At 62.2% G+C, this 20,343-nt stretch carries 21 protein-coding genes and 2 tRNA genes; 13 read left to right on the forward strand and 10 right to left on the reverse strand.

The genetic code is table 11. The features are described from left to right. Positions 1-191: 191 nt before the first annotated feature. The 4 genes from ACM3N8_RS17690 to cyaB form a co-directional block, all read right to left on the reverse strand. Entirely contained in the window at positions 192-698 is a 507-nt protein-coding gene (locus ACM3N8_RS17690; RefSeq protein ID WP_378082119.1) for a GNAT family N-acetyltransferase, read from the reverse strand. 176 nt (positions 699-874) lie between these two features. Then, positions 875-1,267: an NUDIX hydrolase gene (locus tag ACM3N8_RS17695; protein ID WP_043139146.1), complete on the reverse strand. Its 393-nt coding sequence runs from the start codon at positions 1,265-1,267 to the stop codon at positions 875-877. Positions 1,268-1,292: 25 nt separating this feature from the next. Then, positions 1,293-1,805 (reverse strand): DUF4823 domain-containing protein, encoded by a 513-nt coding sequence (locus tag ACM3N8_RS17700; RefSeq protein WP_098983965.1) that lies wholly within the window; start codon positions 1,803-1,805, stop codon positions 1,293-1,295. A gap of 80 nt (positions 1,806-1,885) precedes the next feature. Then, positions 1,886-2,428, reverse strand: a complete 543-nt coding sequence (gene cyaB, locus ACM3N8_RS17705) for a class IV adenylate cyclase (RefSeq protein ID WP_098983966.1) — start codon at positions 2,426-2,428, stop codon at positions 1,886-1,888. A 396-nt stretch (positions 2,429-2,824) separates the two neighbouring features. On the opposite strand from cyaB, the gene ACM3N8_RS17710 reads away from it, so the two are divergent. The 4 genes from ACM3N8_RS17710 (at position 2,825) to ACM3N8_RS17725 (ending at position 5,135) form a co-directional block, all read left to right on the forward strand. Then, positions 2,825-3,670, forward strand: coding sequence for a DUF5718 family protein (locus tag ACM3N8_RS17710; RefSeq protein ID WP_098983967.1), 846 nt, complete (start codon positions 2,825-2,827; stop codon positions 3,668-3,670). Positions 3,671-3,806: 136 nt separating this feature from the next. Next, complete coding sequence (locus ACM3N8_RS17715) at positions 3,807-4,139, forward strand: YnfA family protein (RefSeq protein ID WP_098983968.1); 333 nt, start codon at positions 3,807-3,809, stop codon at positions 4,137-4,139. 46 nt (positions 4,140-4,185) lie between these two features. Continuing rightward, positions 4,186-4,650 carry a GNAT family N-acetyltransferase gene (locus tag ACM3N8_RS17720; RefSeq protein ID WP_172955339.1) on the forward strand — a complete coding sequence of 155 codons (465 nt, stop codon included), beginning with the start codon at positions 4,186-4,188 and terminating at the stop codon, positions 4,648-4,650. Positions 4,651-4,685: 35 nt separating this feature from the next. Further along, a complete protein-coding gene (locus ACM3N8_RS17725; protein WP_098983969.1) occupies positions 4,686-5,135 on the forward strand; it encodes an acetyltransferase in 450 nt (149 codons plus the stop codon). Positions 5,136-5,207: 72 nt separating this feature from the next. Here the strand turns inward: ACM3N8_RS17725 and ACM3N8_RS17730 are convergent, their stop codons facing one another. Together ACM3N8_RS17730 and ACM3N8_RS17735 are read right to left on the reverse strand one after the other, a co-directional pair. Continuing rightward, a complete protein-coding gene (locus ACM3N8_RS17730; RefSeq protein WP_416016444.1) occupies positions 5,208-6,611 on the reverse strand; it encodes a DEAD/DEAH box helicase in 1,404 nt (467 codons plus the stop codon). A 217-nt stretch (positions 6,612-6,828) separates the two neighbouring features. Then, on the reverse strand, positions 6,829-7,305 hold the full coding sequence (locus tag ACM3N8_RS17735; protein ID WP_043142011.1) for a glutathione peroxidase: 477 nt from the start codon (positions 7,303-7,305) through the stop codon (positions 6,829-6,831). Between the two features lie 292 nt (positions 7,306-7,597). Between ACM3N8_RS17735 and ACM3N8_RS17740 the strand changes: the two genes are divergently transcribed. Next, positions 7,598-8,206: a 2OG-Fe(II) oxygenase gene (locus ACM3N8_RS17740; protein ID WP_043142009.1), complete on the forward strand. Its 609-nt coding sequence runs from the start codon at positions 7,598-7,600 to the stop codon at positions 8,204-8,206. 191 nt (positions 8,207-8,397) lie between these two features. Continuing rightward, complete coding sequence (locus ACM3N8_RS17745; protein WP_043142008.1) at positions 8,398-9,387, forward strand: D-alanine--D-alanine ligase; 990 nt, start codon at positions 8,398-8,400, stop codon at positions 9,385-9,387. A gap of 62 nt (positions 9,388-9,449) precedes the next feature. Here ACM3N8_RS17745 and ACM3N8_RS17750 read toward each other — a convergent pair whose 3' ends face one another. Then, entirely contained in the window at positions 9,450-9,863 is a 414-nt protein-coding gene (locus ACM3N8_RS17750) for a VOC family protein (protein WP_241279144.1), read from the reverse strand. Positions 9,864-10,028: 165 nt separating this feature from the next. On the opposite strand from ACM3N8_RS17750, the gene ACM3N8_RS17755 reads away from it, so the two are divergent. Then, positions 10,029-10,796 (forward strand): tRNA-uridine aminocarboxypropyltransferase, encoded by a 768-nt coding sequence (locus tag ACM3N8_RS17755; protein ID WP_241279145.1) that lies wholly within the window; start codon positions 10,029-10,031, stop codon positions 10,794-10,796. A gap of 176 nt (positions 10,797-10,972) precedes the next feature. After that, the gene (locus tag ACM3N8_RS17760; RefSeq protein WP_241279146.1) at positions 10,973-11,752 is read left to right on the forward strand and encodes a TSUP family transporter; all 780 of its coding nucleotides are present in this window, start codon (positions 10,973-10,975) and stop codon (positions 11,750-11,752) included. 305 nt (positions 11,753-12,057) lie between these two features. On the opposite strand, the gene ACM3N8_RS17765 is transcribed toward ACM3N8_RS17760, so the two are convergent. Both ACM3N8_RS17765 and ACM3N8_RS17770 read right to left on the reverse strand, forming a co-directional pair. Further along, the gene (locus ACM3N8_RS17765) at positions 12,058-12,930 is read right to left on the reverse strand and encodes a LysR family transcriptional regulator (protein ID WP_416016445.1); all 873 of its coding nucleotides are present in this window, start codon (positions 12,928-12,930) and stop codon (positions 12,058-12,060) included. 60 nt (positions 12,931-12,990) lie between these two features. Then, positions 12,991-13,908, reverse strand: coding sequence for a DMT family transporter (locus ACM3N8_RS17770; protein ID WP_098983977.1), 918 nt, complete (start codon positions 13,906-13,908; stop codon positions 12,991-12,993). Positions 13,909-14,073: 165 nt separating this feature from the next. Here ACM3N8_RS17770 and ACM3N8_RS17775 point away from each other — a divergent pair, with 165 nt between their 5' ends. The 3 genes from ACM3N8_RS17775 (at position 14,074) to ACM3N8_RS17785 (ending at position 17,767) form a co-directional block, all read left to right on the forward strand. Further along, positions 14,074-14,952: a helix-turn-helix domain-containing protein gene (locus ACM3N8_RS17775; protein ID WP_378040519.1), complete on the forward strand. Its 879-nt coding sequence runs from the start codon at positions 14,074-14,076 to the stop codon at positions 14,950-14,952. 262 nt (positions 14,953-15,214) lie between these two features. After that, positions 15,215-16,852 (forward strand): ATP-dependent endonuclease, encoded by a 1,638-nt coding sequence (locus ACM3N8_RS17780; protein WP_043141992.1) that lies wholly within the window; start codon positions 15,215-15,217, stop codon positions 16,850-16,852. Positions 16,853-17,047: 195 nt separating this feature from the next. Beyond that, entirely contained in the window at positions 17,048-17,767 is a 720-nt protein-coding gene (locus tag ACM3N8_RS17785; protein WP_241325949.1) for a hypothetical protein, read from the forward strand. 69 nt (positions 17,768-17,836) lie between these two features. On the opposite strand, the gene glgX is transcribed toward ACM3N8_RS17785, so the two are convergent. Continuing rightward, a complete protein-coding gene (glgX, locus tag ACM3N8_RS17790) occupies positions 17,837-19,900 on the reverse strand; it encodes a glycogen debranching protein GlgX (RefSeq protein ID WP_098983979.1) in 2,064 nt (687 codons plus the stop codon). A gap of 196 nt (positions 19,901-20,096) precedes the next feature. On the opposite strand from glgX, the gene ACM3N8_RS17795 reads away from it, so the two are divergent. Together ACM3N8_RS17795 and ACM3N8_RS17800 are read left to right on the forward strand one after the other, a co-directional pair. Next, positions 20,097-20,173 (forward strand) — tRNA-Met (locus ACM3N8_RS17795). 93 nt (positions 20,174-20,266) lie between these two features. Beyond that, positions 20,267-20,343: transfer RNA gene (locus ACM3N8_RS17800), tRNA-Met, on the forward strand.

The raw sequence follows: 20,343 nt of genomic DNA on the forward strand, positions 1-20,343 counted from the left end.
GTCTTCCTGCCACACCATACGCCTGGTCCGCCATCAGGTGAAGGGAGAGTGGGGTTCATCCCTCGATTAAATTAATCAAATAACCTGTTGGATGGTTTGTCTGGGGTAAAGAGATGCGGGCTGCGAGGTGCCGATGGCCAGCCTGCGCCCGCTATGGAAGCCGGGCGCAAGGCCATCTTTGCAGGGGAAACTCAGAGCTGCTTGTAGAAGAAGAGGGTAGCCGCCAGGGTGCCGTCGGCACTGCGGGCAAAGTCCGGGATCTGGCCTGCCTCCTGATAGCCCAGCTGGCGATAGAGGCTGGATGCCACGTCGCCGACCCGGGTATCGAGCACCAGCAGGGTACGCCCGGCGTCACTGGCCCCCTGCTCCATGGCCACCATCAGGGCGCGGCCGACCCCCTTGCCACGAGCGTGACTGTGTACCATCAGTTTCTCCACCTCGGCCCGGTGGCGGCCGTTGGCCTTGGTACAGAGCGCCAGTTGCAGGGCGCCGACCAGCTGATGCTGCTCGAAGGCGACCCAGAGCCGGCGGTTGCCTGCCGCCAGCTCCGTCTCTATCCCTTGCCAGTATCCCAGCCCCTGCTCTTCCGTCAGCGGCGGCAGAAATCCCACGGAGGCGCCGCTGGCCACGCTGTCTTGCAGCAGGGTGATGAGCGCAGGCTTGATGCCCAGGGTGGTATCAACCTCAACTATGTCCATCGAGAGTCCTTGTCAAACGTGGTCACGACAGCGGCATGCACCGCTGTGCGGCAAACAGCGATAAGGTATCCGTGTTTTGCCACATGACGGGTTAGCCTCGCCGTTTCTGGCGCCGATTTCAAGCCGAAGGCTCCCGTTGGTTGCGCCGGATCACGCTTGCACCGCTGCGCTATGCCTCAGCGGATGAGACGCTGCTCTGCCAGCCAGGCAAACAGCAGGCGGGAAACGGGGGAGATCTCGGCCAGATGGCGGCTGTCCAGCCAGCGCAGCTCGGCGATCTCGGCCGAGGCAACGGGCGTACCGCTGGCCTCGCCGGTGTAACAGCGCAAGCGGACCTGCACGCCTTCGGGTTTGCCATCGGCCTGGGCGCTGAATTCGCAGGCAAGGCGCAAGGTGTCGGCTTGCAGGGTCACGCTCAGCTCTTCCTCGATTTCCCGAACCAAGGCCGCTTCATCGCTCTCTCCTGCCTCACGTTTGCCACCGGGGATGTAGTAGATGGCCTTGCCGTGGGAGCGGGCACAGAGCAGTTGCTGATCCTGGAAGGTCAGCCAGGCGAGTTTGTCGATCATGGTTGTGTCCCGGTGGTGAAAATGGTCAGTAGAGAGCCTTTACGTATTTTTCAGTCGGTTCCGGCAGTAGATCTTGCGGATGATCGCCACCAAACGTAGCCCATTTGCTTGCTCCCTTGAATGAGCTATTGGCTATGCTCTTCTTGCTCAGGGTGTCGTATATAACTACCTGAATTTCAATCACATCTGGTTTTCCAGACCATTCTGTTGCCCGTTCCTCCCAATGTAGAATGACGGGTTTCACATAATATCTGAACTGAGTCGGTTCAATGGTGTTCAGGCAAGGGTCTCCATGACAACGGGTCGTGATCTCGACTCTGTGAGCCTTCTTGGAAAATGCCGCATAGATTGCCTGGGCCGTCATTTGCCCCGAATTCTGATACTGCGTAGTTTCATATGACCCATCTTGGGGTTGAGAAATGAGTACCCCCTGACTGGCATCGAGTTTATTGGTCATCGTTTGTACATCGGCTTGTTGATAGGTCGAGCTACAGCCGACAGCAAGCAAGGAGAAAAGGGCACTGAGATAGGGCTTCAAAATACATTCCTTTGTTTAATGAGTTGTTTTTTGATTTTTAGATAAAAGCGTGATTTTTATACCAGAGGTAAAGATGTAACTTATTGATTAAGCTCACATAATTTTTTATATGATCGATATTCTCGCTGCTTCAAGCCCAGCTTTATCGCCAGATGCTCCAACTCGGTTCTGTATTCCTCCAACCGATCTTCATCGTCGGTCATGATGGCCAGCTCGGCAAAATCACCGATCCCCTCGAGATGATCCCGGGTGACATGGAAGGGGCCGACAAAGTAGATGCTGCGCCGCTTGCTGATGGCCAGTACCTGCCGGTAGCCCAGGGTGCGTAACATGCTGGCCGCCTTGTCGGCGTCCGTGATATTGACGGCCTCGCAGCGATCGGCTTCGGGTCCCTTCACTATCCAGAGCTGGATGCCGGAAGGCTGCATGGTGCGGAGCACCAGGCTCTTGCCCTCTGCGGCCAGGCTATGTTCTGGCGTGTCGAAGTAGCTATCCTGTTCCTGGTTGTCTTCCAGCATCACCTCGGGGTTGAGGGCGGCGAGGGCGGTGGTGAAGGCATCGACATCGCTCAGCCGGTACTTGAACTCGACCTCGAAGCGGCCCTGAAAGTGTTGTGATGACATCGGCAGGCATCCTTGAGTGTGCTGTTTTGCATGGCAGGCAGCCTAGCAAAGTTGACCGGCAGGCCCAAGGGGCAGCCGTGCACTCTGTGGAAACGATCTGTTTCTCGCTGCATTCGCTCTCAGTGCATCCTCTCCCTGTGCTCAGGTTGATCAGCTGGGTGCATTTATTCTTGATCTATGACCTTGTTTGCGTGAGGCAAGGGGGCCGTCAACTGGCCGTGAGCCTCTGCCCACAGACGCGCCGGCGGATGCCGAAAAGTTCGGGCTGGCGCACAGGATGGGGCGCCCGGGCTGGGCGGGGGCGGGTCCCTGTGGTTTAATCCTTGCCACTTTCGCGGTAGCGGATCCCGTCTGGTGGATCGGCTGCCCCCGCTTTGGCAAGATGCAGGTGATCAGATGCAAGTGACAGCAGAGAGCAAATTTATCGGACTCGGGGTGGCGGGCAACTTCGCCGGTCATCTGGAGCAGGCGGGAGAGGCCTCGGATTTCGTGGCTGTGGTGGTGCGTGACACCAACGCCCCCAAGGCGCTGTTCCCCTTCTATGTGCCGAGTCATCCGGGCCAGCTCGGTGTCTTCCCCCTGAGCGAGAAGGCGATCTTCCTGCCAGAGGCGGCGGTCAGCGGTGACGAGAAGGTGCAGATCGAGCCGGAAGTGGCACTCTGGTGCGAGCTGGAATACGCAGGCACCCAGGTGGTGGCCATCCATCCCCGCGCCTTTGGGGCCTACAACGACTGTTCCATCCGTCGTCCCAATGCCAAGAAGATCAGCGAGAAGAAGAACTGGGGGGAAGAGAGCAAGGGGCTGGCGGCCACTCTGCTGCCACTGTCTCATTTTGCAGCCGGCTGTGAGCTCGATGACTATCGCATCGCCTGTTACCTGGAGCGTGACGGCGAGCTGCATGCTTACGGGGTAGACAGCGCCGCCGTCGATTACAGCTATTTTCATCGACAACTGCTGGACTGGGCCATCGACAAGTTCAACCATCAGCAGGACGAGGGCCCGGCGGAGCATATCCAGGGGCTGCTGGCCCAGGCTGGCTACCCGTCCCATGCGCTCATCAGCATAGGGGCCACCCGTTATACCCATTTTGGCGAGACCCACTTCCTCAAGCCCGGTGATACGTCCTGCGTGCTGGTCTATCCGGCCAGCCGCTATAGCGACAGTGACATCCGCGAAGCCATTCGCACCCGCCAGTTCGGGCCGGATCTGTCTGTCCTGCTGCAGGCGGTCAAGACCCGCTGATGCCACCCCGGCTTCCCCTGCACCCGCGGGGGAAGCCGGGTCCTCCCGCCACTCGGCTCCCTCCTGCTGCGCTTACATAACGCGATGATTTGCTTTAACATTCAGCCTGTTTAACGGGGGGTGATAGAGGCGCATCATGGTGGAACTCAAAACGATCGGACTGTTTCTGATCACGGCGGTGGCCGAAATCGTCGGCTGTTATCTGCCCTATCTCTGGCTGACACAGGGCCGGAGCATCTGGCTGCTGCTGCCCGCGGGCTTGAGTCTGGTGCTGTTTGCCTGGCTGTTGTCACTGCATCCTACCACCGCCGGTCGCGTCTATGCCGCCTATGGTGGCGTCTATATCTTCGTGGCCATCCTCTGGCTCTGGTTGGTGGATGGCATCAGGCCCACGCTGTGGGATCTGGTGGGTTCGCTGGTGGCCCTGCTCGGCATGGCCATCATCATGTTTGCGCCAAGGCCCGCTTAGGGCTCGTGGGGGAAGCCGTGTCGGCAATCAGATCAGGAGGAGTGCCATGGTGGTGATCAGAGCGTGCAATGAACAAGATATAGCCGGTTTGCTGACCCTTTATCGGGAGCTGAGGCCCCATGATCCGCCGCTGGTTGAAGCCGAGGCGGCTCTTGCCGCCTTGCTGGCCCAATCCCATGTGCGGCTTATCGTCGCCGAGGTGGAGGGGCAGCTTGCCGCCACCTGCCAGCTGGGGGTGATCCCCACGCTCACCAATGGTGGCCGGCCCTTTGGCATCATAGAGCACGTGATCACGGCGGCCCGCTTTCGGCGCCAGGGGCTGAGCCAGCAAGTGCTCGAGCAGGCGCTGGCTCTCGCCTGGCAGCAGGATTGCTACAAGGTGATGCTGTTGTCGGGGGAAGGGCGCGAGGCGGCCCACCGCCTGTATGAAAAACTGGGTTTCAAGGCCGGCATCGAGAAGGGATTCGTCATCAAGCAAGCGGATGCCAAAGGCACAGCCGAGCCTCTTTGATGAGACTATCCACTCCAGCCAACAAGAGTCAGAGCATGAAGATTGAACAAGCAAAGACGCAGGATTATCCGACCCTGATCGCCCTCTGGGAAGCCTCGGTGCGCGCCACTCACCACTTTCTGCCAGAAGCTGAGATAGATGTCCTCAAGCCGCTGATCCTGGAGCACTATTTCGCCGCCGTCGATCTGGTCTGTGGCAGGGATGAGGCCGCTGGCATCGTCGGCTTTTGCGGGGTACACGATGGCAATATCGAGATGCTGTTTATCGCCCCCGAGGCGAGGGGCTGCGGTGTTGGCCGCCAGCTGGTGGCCCATGCCATCAGCCGCCAAGGAGCGACCCGGGTGGACGTCAACGAGCAGAATGGGCAGGCGCTTGGCTTCTACCAGCGCATGGGCTTCGTCGTGACGGGGCGCTCGCCGCTGGATGGCCAGGGCAAACCCTATCCACTGCTGCATATGGTGCTGGCGGGTGTCGAAACGGTGTGATCTATCCCGCCAATAAAAAAACCGCCGAAAGGCGGTTTTTTGTTTTTCAGTGCGGGCAGCTCACGGCTGGCCTTACTCCTCGTTGGAGTTGTCCTGATAGCTGTCGCGCTGGGCCCGGGGCAGGCGGCGCATAGGGGTGAGCCCTGCGTCCACGCCACCGCGATCCTTCTGGCGCGCCGGCGCCGGTTGCTTGCTGCCATCGGCTTTGGGCTTGCCGGCTCCCGGCTTGCCTTTGCCCTTGGCGGGCGCCTTGGCATTGTGCTTGGCGTTGGCATGGCCGCGATCCCGCGGCGGGTTTTGTACCGGCTTGCTGCCTGGCAGGGTCTGGCGAGTCGGTTTGCCGCTCGGCTCGTAGCCTGCCTGGATCTCGCTCGGTATGCTGAGGCCGATCAGGGCCTCGATGGCCTTGAGCTGATCCTGTTCATCCTGGCTGACCAGGGAGATGGCTTCGCCTCCACGACCGGCACGGCCGGTACGGCCGATGCGGTGGATATAATCCTCGGCCACCTGGGGCAGCTCGAAGTTGATCACATGGGGCAGTTGATCGATATCGAGACCACGGGCGGCGATGTCGGTGGCGACCAGCACCCGTACCTTGCCTTCCCGAAAATCCGCCAGCGCCCGGTTGCGGGCACCTTGGCTCTTGTCACCGTGGATGGCGACGGTATTGAGGCCGTCTTTTTCCATCTGCTGGGCGAGGCGGTCGGCGATCTGCTTGGTGCGCACGAACACCAGCACCCGTTGCCAGTTATTGCGGCCGATCATGTGGGAGAGCAGCTCGCGCTTGCGCTCGCGGTCGACCTTGATGATGCGCTGATTGACCTGCTCGGCCGTGCTGTTGCTCGGGCTCACCTCGATCAGGGTCGGGCTCTTCAGCAGATCGTCGGCCAGCTCCTTGATCTCGTTGGAGAAGGTGGCAGAGAACAGCAGGGTTTGCCGCTCTTCCGGCAGCGCCTTCATGATGCGGCGAATGTCGGTGATGAAGCCCATGTCCAGCATGCGATCCGCCTCATCCAGCACCAGCACTTCCAGCTCGGTCAGGGTGAGGGCGCGCTGGGTCAGCAGATCCAGCAGCCGGCCCGGGGTCGCGACCAAGATGTCGACGCCGAGCTTGATGGCGTCCAGGTTGGGCTTGATGCTGACGCCGCCGTAGGCGATCAGGGTGCGAAACGGCAGGTGATGGGCGTACTTGATGATGCTTTCGCCCACCTGGGCGGCCAGTTCACGGGTCGGGGTCAACACCAGGGCGCGTACCTGACGACGGCCACCACGGCCATGGTTGGCCAGCAGACGGTGCAACATGGGCAGGGTGAAACCGGCCGTTTTGCCTGTGCCTGTCTGGGCGCCGCCCAGCACATCCTGACCTGCCAGCACGGCCGGAATGGCTTGCTGCTGGATGGGGGTTGGCTGTTCGTAACCCAATTCCTTGACGGCCCGCAGAATATGCGGTGACAGACCCAGTTCGTTAAATGACATGTTCGAGAGAGACTCCTGAGGTGAGCCTTGGGCTCAACGCGTGACAGACATGCGCTGACGCCTGCTCTGCCACAACATAAGGTGCGGCGGGCCACCTTGGCAGCCAGCCACAACATAGAAAAGATAATGGGGGCGTAATATAGCAGATGTGCGACCTGCACGCAGCAGCCGTGTCACTTGCCCGGGCCGGGGGGCGGGTCTGGTTCCCTGGCGAGGCTCAGAGCAGGGCGCTTATCTCGTCCAGCAGGCTCTCTGGCTTGGTTTGGGGGGCGAAGCGATCCACCACCTCGCCGTCACGGTTGATGAGGAACTTGGTGAAGTTCCATTTGACGTTTTCCAGCCCCAGCAGCCCGGGTTTTTGCTGTTTCAGCCAGCGATAGAAGGGGTGGGCGTGCTCGCCGTTGACCTCGCACTTGGCCATGATGGGGAAGCTCACCGGGTAATCCAGCGAGCAGAAGCGGGCTATCTCGTCCGCATCCCCCGGCTCCTGATGGCCGAATTGATCGCAGGGAAAGCCGAGGATCACCAGCCCTTTGGGCCCCAGTTGCTGGTAGAGCGCCTCCAGCCCCGTGTATTGGGGGGTAAAACCGCAGCGGCTGGCCACGTTGACAACCAGGATGACCTGGCCTTGCAGGGCGGTGAGCGAGAGTTCGGAACCATCTAGGTGTTGCAGGGTGAGGTCGGGCAAAGGCATGGTGCACTCCTGGGAGGATGGGGCCCATTCAGGGCGGTTATCATGCACGTTAACGGGCCAGGGCGTCGGGGGCAAGTGGCAGGTGCCCCGTTTGCGCCATGGCTCTCGTGTGGCATGTTCCCATCCTTTTGGGGAGCCGGATCACAGGGTGACCAGGTCGGTACGATAAAGGGCGCCTTCTGTGGCGGAATAGCGTATTGATGGTGGGACTTCTCAGGAGAAGCAATCTGGTTTGTGCCCAGGCCGGGAAGTCGCTAAAAAGCGCCCTCTCTCCACTTATTGTGAGTCACTCTTGGACTATCAAGCCGTCATGGATGCCATTTACACCCGGGGATGGGTGATAGTGGATGATTTTTTAACCGCTGCCGAGGTGGATGAGCTGAAAGCCTGCCTGCCAGGGGAGTGGCAACCGGCCGGGATCGGACGCGCCGCGCTGCATCAGGGCAACCCCGACATTCGCCGTGATCAGATCCACTGGCTGGAGCCCGATCTTGGCGCGCCTGTGGCAGCCTATCTGGCCCGCATGGAATCCCTGCGCCTCGCCGCCAACCGCCTGCTGATGCTGGGGCTGTTCGATTACGAGGCCCACTTTGCCCGCTATCGCAGCGGGGACTTCTATGCCACCCACCGCGATGCCTTCGCCGGTCGCTCCAACCGCCGTCTCACCTCTGTCTTCTATCTCAACAACGACTGGCAACCGGAGGCGGGCGGTGTGCTCAGGGTCTACGACAACGACGAGCAGTTGCTGATGGATGTCTCTCCCAAAGGGGGGCGGCTGGTATTGTTCCTGTCGGAGGAATTTCCCCACGAGGTGCTGCCCGCCAATCGGGAGCGTTACAGCATAGCCGGCTGGTTTCGGGTCAATGGCAACGGCGTGGGACGGCTGGATCCGCCCCGCTGACGCCTTTTTGTCCAATTTTTGACACAGGCAGGAATTTTTCAGGCTGTTGTCGGCGGATGGGGCTCCCATCGGCTGACAAGGCTTGATTTCCCTTGCTACACTGGCCCGCACTTGGCTTCGTCCGGTTTTTCAGTACGGTTGGATTATCAGATGGTCATGACGAGGCCGCTTTTCCCAAGGGATCACATCTAATGAAGAACATGCATGTCTTGCTGCTGTGCGGCGGCGGTGGCTCAGAACACGAAGTCTCTCTGCGCAGCGCCAATTTCCTCGAGCAACAACTCGGTTTCCTGCCTGGCGTCGAGGTGACCCGGGTCGAGATGTTCGCCGATCGCTGGCTCTCTGCCGACGGTCGCGAGTGCAAGCTGGGGCTGGACAAGCTGCTCTCGTTTGACAGCGTGGCCCGTCCGGTGGACTACGTGGTGCCCTGCATTCACGGCTACCCGGGTGAGACCGGCGATCTGCAATCCTTCCTCGAGCTGGCGGGCCTGCCTTATCTCGGTTGTGATGCCGAGGCGAGCAAGATCTGCTTCAACAAGATCAGCACCAAGCTGTGGCTCTCCGCCATCGGCATTCCCAACACCCCCTATCTGTTCCTGACCGAACAGAACGACGCCGCCCTGACCGAGGCAAAAGCCGCCCTGGCCAAGTGGGGCAAGGTCTTCATCAAGGCCGCCTCCCAGGGCTCCTCCGTGGGCTGCTACTCCGCCAGCAACGAAGCCGACCTGGTGCAGGGCATCAAGGATGCCTTCGGTTACTCCGAGCAGGTGTTGATCGAAAAAGCGGTCAAGCCCCGCGAGCTGGAAGTGGCTGTCTACCAGTACGGTGACGAGCTGATTGCCACTTATCCTGGCGAGATCTGCGTGCCGCAGGACAAGTTCTACACCTATGAAGAGAAGTACAGCAGCGCCAGCCACACGGCGACCAGCCTCAAGGCCGAAGGCCTGACCCAGGCGCAGGCCGATGCGATCCACGAGTATGCCCTCAAGGCGTTCCGTCAGCTCAAACTGACCCACCTGTCGCGCATCGACTTCTTCCTGACCGAGGAGGGCGAGATCCTGCTGAACGAGATCAATACCTTCCCCGGCATGACCTCCATCTCCATGTTCCCGAAACTGCTGGAGCATCACGGCCACAGCTTTGCCCGCTACCTCGAGCAGATCCTGCGCAAGCCCGCCTGACGGTTTGCCGAAAACAACAGAGGGGCCCGCGGGCCCCTCTGTTGTTTTTGCGATTGGCGATGTCACATGGATTCAGGGGTGAACAGCCAGATATGCGCCCCTTGTGGATCTGCAATCAGGGCCATGCGCCCGACCCCCGGGATATTCATGGCAGGCACCACCAGGGTGCCGCCGTGCTGATTGACCCTGAGTACCCTGGCATCCACGTCATCCACTGCGATATAGGTTGCCCAGTGGGGCGGTACGCCGGCCATCTCGGGATTGCCCCGGGTGGCCTGCACGCCGGCGATTGGCCTGCCATTGGCAACCAGCATGGGGTAGTTGCCGCCTTCCATCGCCATGGTCTGGCTCTCCCAGCCGAGCACCTCAGTGTAGAAACGGATCCCGGCCTCGGCGTCGGGGAGATAGAGCTCGTGCCAGGTGAAGGTAGTGCCTTCGGCCAGGGCGTGCTCGCGGGCAATGTCTTGTTCTGCCATCGTCGTCCTCCTGTGTCCCATGCGTGGGTGCATGGGTTGACGACCAAGTATAGAGAGGCGTGGTGCCCCGGCTTGCCCCGGATGGGGGGCCTTGCTGCGCGGCGGACGGCTCGTTACAATCTGCCCCCTTTTTTCCCGCAACGTGCACCGCCAGAGCCGCGCCCCATGAAGCCAATCCCAGATCACGCCGTCAATCGCCTGCGCGTATGGCGCAAGAGCATCTCCACCCGTCCTTTTCTCGCCCGTGGTGGCACAGTGCCACGCTGCGAGGCGTGCCAACTGCGCCGCGACTGGTGCGCCTGCGAATGGCGCCCCGAGCTCAAGGCCGAGGCCGGCTTCTGCCTGCTGATGTATGACAGCGAGCCGATGAAGCCTTCCAACACGGGCCGCCTGATCGCCGACGTCTTGCCTGATACCACCTGGGCCTTCCTCTGGAAGCGCACCCAGCCCCATCCCGAGTTGTTGGCACTGCTGGCCGATCCTGCCTGGCAGCCCTATGTGGTCTTTCCCGCCTGCGAGAAAAACCCTGCACGCGTGACCGAACGGGTCACGCTCGCCCCCGGCAAGAAGCCGCTCTTCATCCTGCTGGACGGCACCTGGCCCGAGGCGCGCAAGATGTTCAACATGAGCCCTTATCTGGATGGCTTCCCCGTGCTGGCGGTCAAGCCGGATGCGCTCTCCACCTACGGTATGCGGGTCGCCAACTGCGACGAGCACCTCTGCACCGCCGAGGTGGCGGCCTGCGTGCTGGAGGTGGCTGGCGAGCTGCAGGCAGGCCAGGCGTTGCAGCTCTGGTTCAATCTGTTCAGTTGCCGCTACATGGCCGGTCGCGTAAGCCGGGCGCCCGGTGAGGATGAAGTGCAACTGCAACAGGCGCTGGCGGCGATAAAGGAAGACATACTCGCTGAGGCGTTGGCCGATAGCGCCGCCTAATGGGGGTAAGGGACTGACGAGGAGAGATCAACAAAACTGATGAAAATCAGGAATCAATTGGCTGCCATCGTTTCGTTAGCCTCATGAGCGAGAGCCCGCTAGGATAGCGACCAGCTTGACTCATTCAGGTTCCCGGCGCGGGTGCGGCGGGCACCACAATCACACGAGGTCTATGGATGGAATTGGAACTGTACACGCTTGTCGCCCTGTTCGGGGTGGCGCTCATCGCCGGCTTTATCGACGCCATCGCCGGCGGCGGCGGCCTCCTGACGGTGCCGGCCCTGCTGGCTACCGGCATGCCGCCGGCCCTGGTGCTCGGCACCAACAAGCTGCAGAGCAGTTTTGGCTCCTTCTCCGCCACCTGGTTCTATGCCCGCAAGGGGCTGCTGGAGTGGGACATGATCTGGCCCGCGGTGATCTGCACCTTCATCGGGGCGGCCATCGGCACCCTGGCGGTGCAGACCATAGATGCCGCCATTCTGGAGCGGCTGCTGCCCTTCCTGCTGATGGCGTTTGCCTGCTACTTCTTTTTCTCCCCCAGGGTGAGCGATGCCGAGAGCCAGCGCCGCCTCACTCCCATGCTGTTTGCGCTGCTGGTGGGCGGCGGGGTGGGTTTTTATGACGGTTTCTTCGGGCCGGGCACGGGGTCGTTCTTTGCCATCGGCTTTGTGGCGCTGGCGGGCTTTGGCATGGCGCGGGCCACGGCCCACACCAAGTTGCTCAACTTGACCTCCAACATCGCCTCCCTGCTGTTCTTCGCCCTCGGTGGCAAGGTGGTGTGGAGCGTCGGCTTCTGCATGGCGCTGGGCCAGTTTATCGGCGCTCGTGCCGGCTCCAAGCTGGTGTTGAAGAAAGGGGTCAAGCTCATCAAGCCGCTGCTGGTGACCGTCTCCCTGCTGATGTCCGCCAAGCTGGTGTGGAGCCAGTATCCCGAGCTGTTTGCCTGGGTCGGCTAGGTGATGTCGCCTGCTGATGTCTGTTGCAGCATTCTGGTGTGGAGCCAGTATCCCGAGCTGTTTGCCTGGGTCGGCTAGGTGATGTCACCTGCTGATGTCTGTTGCAGCATTCTGGTGTGGAGCCAGTATCCCGAGCTGTTTGCCTGGGTCGGCTAGGTGATGTCACCTGCTGATGTCTGTTGCAGCATTCTGGCCTGGAGCCAGTATCCCGAGCTGTTTGCCTGGCTGGTATAACGGCCGCTTCGTGGCATGAGCCAGCCAACAGGGCCCGATCCGCTGGATCGGGCCCTGTTGCTTGGTGGCGCTCACACGGTCAGCGGGCGGAAATGGGCCTGCAGGGCCTGCACCAGATGGGCAATCCGTGCGCGCTTGAGGCTGTTGGGTCGGTAGACCAGGTGCAGCGGGCGGGCGAGCCCGGGCAAGGGACGCGCCTTCTCTCCCTGTTCCCCCACCAGCGCCAGCAGGCCGGCCGGCAGTAACACGGGCCCTATGCCCGCCTTGGCCAGTTCGATCAATGCCAGATAGGAGTCCAGCTCCATGGCGGGCACCATGCCCAATTGCGCCAGGGGGTCACGCAGGTAGCGGTTGGAGGGATTATCCAGATCCATGGTCAGGATCTTGCGCCTGTGCCCCTGCTCGAACGGCCGCTGATCTGCCGGCAGCCCCTCATCCTGATCGTTTCCCACCAGATAGAAGGGCTCCTCCAGCAACAGCTCGGCTCCCAGGCCATGGCCGGGAGGCAGGCGTCCGGCACAGATGCCGAGCAGGGCGTCGCCACTGCGCACCCGCGCCAGGATCACCGGGGTGTGATGGGTGGAGAGGGCAATATGAGGATCGCGGCCGAGGTAGTCGTGCATGAAGCGGGCGAGATAGCCTGCCAGCAGGGTTTCGGAGCAGGCGACGGGCAGGGGAGTCAGATCGGTGAGGGTCTGGCTGTCGGCCAGCACCCCCTTCATCTCGGCGAGGCTCGGGGCCACCCGGTCGAGCAACTCCTGTGCCTGCGGGGTGAGCCGGATCTGGCGGCCATCCGGCTCTATCAGCTTCTTGCCGAGGCGCTGCTCCAGCTGGGCAATGCGCTTGCTCACCGCCGACTGGCTGATGTAGAGGCGACTGGCCACCTTGGCCATGGTGCCCTCGCTTGCCAGCAGACTGAGTGTCTCCAGCCCTTCCAGTAACATCCTGCCCCCTAGTGTTGCCATCACGCAGATCGAATGGCGCTACCTTAGGGGCTGACGGCCTCAGGAGCAAGTGTCGTTTGCTGCCTTGGCTGGCCGCCAGCGCCACTCCCGCACGGGCGGGGCGAAGATCACCAGGTTGCCGAGCAGGCTGATCACCACCCCCACCACAGAGACAGTCTGCCAGACGAATCCCTCATACAGGGTGGAGAGGCTGAGGGCCACCAGGGGAAACAGCACAGTGGCGTAGGAGGCCTTGCTGGCACCAATCCGGCCCACCAGCGTGAGGTAGGCGGTGAAGGCGATGACAGAGCCGAACAGGGCGAGATAAACCATGGCCGCCAGATAGTGACCGTCGGTCGGTATGGTCAGGGACTGGCCGAGCAGGGTAACCCAGCCCAGCAACAGCACAACCCCGTACACCATGCCCCAGGGCACCAGTTGCAGCACGTGGTAGCCATGACGCTGGCCGCGGGCCGAGACCAGGTTGCCCAGCGAGAAGCAGAGGGTGCCGCCACAGGCCAGCAGCAGCCCCTTCCAGCCGTTTGCACCCAGTTGCGCATCCGCCAGCACGGGCCAGAACAGCAACAGGGTGCCAAGCAGTCCCAGCAAGGATCCTTGCAGCCAGCGCAGGTTGGGGCGTTTGCCCTCGAACAGCCAGAGATTGAGACCGTTGAAGATGCTGGCACTGGCGAAGATCACCGCCGACAGGCCACTCGGGATATAGAGGGTGGCGTGGTAGAAGCAGAGGAAGTTGGTGGAAAAGAGCAGGGCGCCGAGCAGGGCCGCGTAGCGCTGGCCCGCCCAGGGCAGACGCGGGAAACGGCCGCTGACGGTGAGCAGGGCAAACAGCGCCAGCGCCGCCAGCAGGAAGCGATAGAGCACTGAGACCTCGATGGGAATGGGGCCGAGCTGCCAAGCGATGGCGATCCAGGTGCTGCCCCAGATAAGGACGGTGGCAAGGTAGAGCAGTAGGTTCATGAGGGATCCTGTGGTGTGAAGAGGGCATGAGGATCAGCATGGCGCGGGCCGGCGCGACTGGCTTGCACCATCTTGCGGTTTTTTCCGCAGGGCCGCAGCGTTTGGTCCGGCGGCGCGGTAAGATGGCCATCAGGCATGAAGAGCGGGGCATAAAGGGTGCAGCAGATGAGAGGGGCAGGGGTATTCGATGCACTGGTCAGCACGGGGGCGCGGCTGGAAGATTCCTGCTGGCTGGAGCCCGGCCTTGGGGTGGCCAGCTGGCGCAACCGCTACGATCAGACCCGCTACCACAAGCCGGGCCACCACACCCTGAGCGTCTATCTGCAGGGGGGCGAGCAGACCGAGCGCCTCGATGGCCCCGGCGGTCATGGCGGCACCGGCAAGGTGTGCATCATGCCGGATCACCACAGATCTGAATGGCTGGTGCGCGAAGAGTTCCGCTTCTTCCACCTCTATTTTACTCCGGCCCACCTCACCCGCATCGCCGAACAGGCCTGCGACAAGGAGGGGCGCCATCTGCTGCTGGAAGACAAGACCTTCATCGACGACCCGCAGGCGGCGGCACTGGTGCAGGCCCAGCTGATGAAGCTGGAGTGGCAGCACGGCGTCGATCGCATGGCGCTCTCCCACGGCGCCTGGATGCTGATGCTGCACGCCTATCGCCACCACACCCGGGAGGCGCCGAGCCTGCCCGAGGTGCGTGGCGGCCTGGCACCCGGGGTGATCCGGCGGGTGCAGGAGTACCTGCTGGCCCATCTGGCCGAGCCCGTCACCCTGGCCCAGCTGGCGCAGGAGGCGGGTCTGAGCGAATACCACTTCGCCCGCATGTTCGGCCAGAGTCTGGGGTGTCCGCCCCATCGCTACCTGCAGGGGCTGCGCCTCAAACGGGCCAAGCAGCTGCTGGCGGGCCCCGAGCCCCTGGCCAGCATCGCCATCTTGTGCGGATTCTCTTCCCAGGCCCACTTTGGCAACCGTTTTCGCGAGGCATTTGGCCTCACGCCGGGCCAGTGGCGCGCGCAATTGTCATCCTATCGTCACAGATAACGCTGAGACTCTGGGTAAAACAGGTGTACCATCTACCACTTACCCATTGAAAGGAATGCCCATTGAATTATCGCAAACGTCAGACCCGTACCCGCCACCTGTGGTTCAGCCACTGGAATGCCCCCCAAGATCGCACCTGTATTCCCACCCCTCCCGAACCCGTAGTGCCTCACAGTTCCCGCTGAAAATCGACACGACCCGATAGGATTTTTCCGGCAACTTTGCCACTATTGCGCCATCAGGATGGACTGGATATGGCCGCATGTTTCTGGAACGCATTGAAGTCAAAGGTTTTCGCGGGATAAATCGCCTCTCGCTCGGGCTGGATAACACCACGGTTCTCATCGGTGAGAACGCCTGGGGCAAGTCCAGTCTGCTGCGCGCCCTCTGGTGCCTGTTGGGGCAGGATGCCGAACCCTATCAGTTCGAGGCCGACGATTTTCACCAGCCGGAAGACCCCGAACTCGCACCCGCCCGCAATCTGCAACTGGTGCTCACCTTCAGTGAGCACAGACCCCAGATGTGCCTGCACTCCCATCGTCTGGCCCGGCTGGGCGCCTCCTGGGTCAAGCACAAAGACAAATTCCACCGCATCCACTATCGCGCCAGCGCCGAGCTGGAGGCCGACGGCTCCGTGACCACCACCCATGACTTTCTCGACGGCATCGGCAAGAGCCTGCCCATCGACAATGCCCATGAACTGGTCTGCCTGCTGATCACCATGAACCCGGTATTCCGGCTGCGGGATGCCCGCACCGCCCGCAGCGGGGTGGAGGTGCTTAAGTGGAGCGATCTGTCGCAGAACCGGCTGAGCCAGCTGGCCAACAAGCTGATCGACGAGCCCCAGCGCATCGGCGAGCCCGAGCTCAAAGAGGCATTGCAGGCGGTGCGCCAGCTGATGGATCACTACTTCAATGCCCTTGCCCCCATCAAGAACAAGCCCCGCAGCCAGCGGGACATAGTCAATCGCCCCATGACGCTGCGCAACCCCGGCAATCTGCAGGCACTGCTGCGCAATGCCGACAACCGGGCGCTGCAGCTGGCGATGGCGGGCATGGCAGCCACCCTGCTCAACGCCCGTGGCAACCGCGAGCTGGAGCAGGGCGCGCGCCCCATCATGATCCTGGAAGATCCCGAGAGTCGTCTGCACCCCACCATGCTGGCTCTGGCCTGGGGCCTGCTCGAACAATTGCCTGGCCAGAAATTGCTCACCACCAACTCGGGAGACTTGCTCTCCTCCCTGCCCCTGAATCAGGTGCGCCGTCTGGTGCGTCGCCAGCAGGACATCGTCTGCCATCAGCTCGGTGGCGAGCGTTACAGCAGCGATGACTTGCGCAAGATTGCCTTTCACGTGCGCATCAACCGCCCCATGTCGATGTTTGCCCGCTGCTGGTTGCTGGTGGAGGGGGAGACGGAGATCTGGCTGCTCTCCGAGCTGGCCCAGATCTGCGGTTACAGCCTGCGGGCGGAAGGGGTGCGTATCATAGAGTTCGCCCAGTGCGGCCAGTCGCCCCTCATCAAGGTGGCGCGCGACTTTGGCATAGAGTGGCATCTGCTCACCGATGGCGACGAGGCGGGGATCAAATACGCCACCTCGGCCCGGGCGTTGCTCAAGGGGGAGCGGGAGCGGGATCGGTTGACCCAGCTGCCGGCGGCGGACATAGAGCACTACCTCTATCACAATGGCTTCGAGGCGGTGTTCAGGCGCGAGGCCGGCGTCGGTGGCCGCTCGACCCTCAATGCCGGGCGCATCATCAACAAGGCGATTCATCACCGCAGCAAGCCGGGCATGGCGCTGGCGGTGGTGGAGGAGGCGGAGCGCCTCGGCGGTGAGCACATTCCGCCTGTGATCCGCCAGATGTTTGCCAAGGTGGTGGCGCTGGCGCGCGGTCAGGGCTGATCCGCCCGTCTGCACCCTGACGCAGGAGAATGCAGGCCAGGGGAATCGCCCCTGTTGTCCCGGCAGGCTGACGGGGCGCCGGCCACCCACTCCCTCGCCGGTGGCAGGGATTGGGGTTGGGAGTCGGTTTGGGTATACTCGGCCCCTTCTTGGCGCCCCATAGGCGCATCCCGAATCCTTGCTGCTGGAGGCGTCATGTTCGTCCAACTCCCTTTTTGGCTCTTTCCCCTGACCGGATTGATGGCGCTGGGGGCGCTCATCGCCCTCGGCCTGGTATTGTGGCGCGGTGACATCTGCCCGGGCCAGCGCTCGCGGATCACGGCCCAGCTCTTCTCCATCTGGGTGATCACCGGCCTCTCCCTGATGCTGGCGGTGGAGGCCAGGGTGGCGAGCTGGTTGATCTGGAGCGGGGGGGCCGCCCTGATCCTGGGGATAGTGCTGTCGCTGGCCCAGTCCCGGCTGGAGGGCAAGCGGGCCATCCCGTCCACCCTGCTCTGGTTGCCTGCCATGCCGCTGCTGGTCTATGGCGTCGGCTTGCTGCAAATCCAGGGCTGGCTGAGCGGCCTGCTGCAGATGACCTTGCTGGGGGCGGCCTTCGCGCACCTGATGCTGCTGCGGGCGCGTCACCGCCTGCAGGCCTTCAATCTGTTGCTGCCGGTGGCCGGGCTGGTGGCTGCCATCCTGAGCCTGCTCTGGCTGGCGGTGCTGGTGGGCTGGCAGGGCAGTGGCGCTGAGCTGGATGCCCTGATCCCCGGCGTGCTGACCCAGGCCAGCTTGCTGATTGCGGCCCTGCTGCTCTGGTTCAGCCCCATCTATCAACAGCGGGAGACGGCGCCCGTGGTGGTCTCCACCGCCCTGTGCGGCCTCATCATCGCCCAGATAGCGGCGACCAGCGTGCTGCACCAGCTGGCCTGATCGACTGGCGTCATGAAAAAGCCCACCCCGGTTGCCCGGGGTGGGCTTTTTGCTGGCCGCAACCCGGGCCTAGTAGAAGTCGTCGGCCCCGCAGATAAAGAGGCAGCTGCTGCGTGGCTGGGCCAGGTATTCCCGGGTCAGCCCCTCCAGCGGCATGCCGAAGGTACAGATGTCATGGGGTGAGGGCAGGGCGGTATCCAGGATCCGGCGCCAGTAGCCGCCGACCCCCTTGGGCGGGCTTGGCAGGTTGAAGGTGAGCGGCTCCCAGTAGGCGTTGAACAGCACATAGAGCGCCAGTTTGGTTTCGCTGGAGAGCGCCGACATGGCGATGGCGTGGGAGTGGGGGCTGAAGTCCGGCTGGGCGGCATTGACCCCGTGCCAGCAGATCTCGCTGTGACGCAGGATCTCGGTCAGCGACAGCGGCATGCTCTCCTGCTCGGGTCGCTGGAACAGGTGCTTGCGATACTGGATCAGCTCCTTCATGAAGCGGAACATCTCCTGCCCCATGACGCTGGGCTGCCAGTTCATCCAGCAGGTCTCGTTGTCCTGGCAGTAGCCGTTGTTGTTGCCGTGCTGGGTGCGCAGCACCTCGTCCCCCATCAGCAGCATGGGAGATCCCACCGACAGCAGGGTCGCCACCATCATGTTCTTGGCCTGACGCACCCGCAGGGCATTGATCTGGGGATCCTCGGTCGGCCCCTCCTGGCCATGGTTCCAGCTGAAGTTGTGATCGCAGCCGTCCCGGTTCTCTTCACCGTTGGCCTCGTTGTGCTTGTGATCATGGCTGGCCCAGTCCCACAGGGTGAAGCCGTCGTGGCAGGTGACGAAGTTGATGCTCTTCTCCGGATCGGCGTGGTGATAGTGGTAGATGTCCGGGCTGCCGCACAGTCGCTCCACGAAGGTGGCGACTGCGTTGTCATCCCCGCGCAGGAAGTGGCGCACATCGTCCCTGAACTGGCCGTTCCATTCACGCCAGCGCGCGCCGGCCAGGCTGCCCACCTGATAGAGGCCCCCGGCATCCCAGGCCTCGGCGATGAGCTTGATGTCGGCGATGCGGGGATCCGTGTCTATGGTGCGCAGGGTCGGTGCATTGGCCTGGGGCATGCCGGACTCGTCCCGCGACAAGATGGCGGCCAGATCGAATCGAAAGCCGTCCACGTGCATCTCCTGGCGCCAGAAGTGGAGGCTGTCCATGATCATGCGCAGCACCACCGGATGGGCGCCGTTGAAGGTGTTGCCGCAGCCCGAGTAGTTGGTGTCCTTCTGGTTGCTGTCGAGTATGTAGTAGGCCTCGTTGTCTATGCCGCGAAACGAGAAGGTGGGGCCATCATCGCCCCCCTCGGCGGTGTGGTTGTAAACCACGTCCAGGATCACCTCGATATTGGCCCTGTGCAGCGCCTTGACCATGTCGCGAAACTCGGTGAGCGGATCGGGGCCGCTGGCATATTGGGCGTGGGGGGCAAAAAACGACATGGGGCTGTAACCCCAGTAGTTGGAGAGCCCCTTGGGGGCATCCTGGGGATCGAACTGGAACACCGGCAGCAGCTCGACGGCGGTGACGCCGAGGGATTGCAGATAGGGGATCTTGTCGATGAGGCCAAGATAGGTGCCGCGCAGGGCGGGATCCACCCCTGAGCTCGGCGACTTGGTAAATCCCCCCAGATGCAGCTCGTAGATCACCGAGCGGGAGAGGGAGTGGGCGGGCAGCTTGTCCCCTTCCCAGTCGTAGTCGCGGGTATCCACCACCCGGTTCTTGGCACACACAGCCAGATTGCTGCCGGGACGGGCCGCGGCCCAGCGATCGTAAGTCGGCCCCAGCTCAATGCTGCGACCATAGGGATCCAGCAGCACCTTGTCCGCATCGAAGCGGGTGCCGTAGTAGGGACGCCAGGGGCCCTGAATGCGATAGGCGTAGCGCTGACCCAGTGGCAGGCCTTCTATATGGATGTGCCAGTAGTAAGCGGTGCGGTTGAGACGGGGTGACAAAGGGATCACTTCAGGGGCGGTATCGTCGGCACTGGCGAACAGCAGCAGTTCGACCCGACTGGCCAGGCGGGCCCAGATGGCAAAGTTGACGCCGTCGTGCTCGGGTGTGGCCCCCAATTGACGGCAATGACCGGCGGATATGCGCATGATAAACCTACCCAAAACGAGGAGTGACAATCCAATTCAGTGTAGTGCGCCAAGCTGGCCCCAAACCTGCTTGTCTGAAAAAACAGCGCCCTGTTGCAAATTCCTTCACTTTGTGCCGCTTTAACCTACGAATGAAGTTTTTTTAGGATATTTACTTGCAATCTGAGCGCTGGCGCCTATTATTGGCGACCTCAGACGCGGGGTGGAGCAGCTCGGTAGCTCGTCGGGCTCATAACCCGAAGGTCGTCGGTTCAAATCCGGCCCCCGCAACCATCTGAGTTTCCGAGTCGACAACGCCAATTAAGGCATTGAAGATAAAGAGAATTCGAACTGGCTACTGCTCGGCCACTTCGGAAAAAATACGGACGCGGGGTGGAGCAGCTCGGTAGCTCGTCGGGCTCATAACCCGAAGGTCGTCAGTTCAAATCTGGCCCCCGCAACCA

Origin of the sequence: Aeromonas sp. A04 (assembly GCF_047780465.1) — a bacterium.
GTDB classification, from domain to species: domain Bacteria; phylum Pseudomonadota; class Gammaproteobacteria; order Enterobacterales; family Aeromonadaceae; genus Aeromonas; species Aeromonas bestiarum.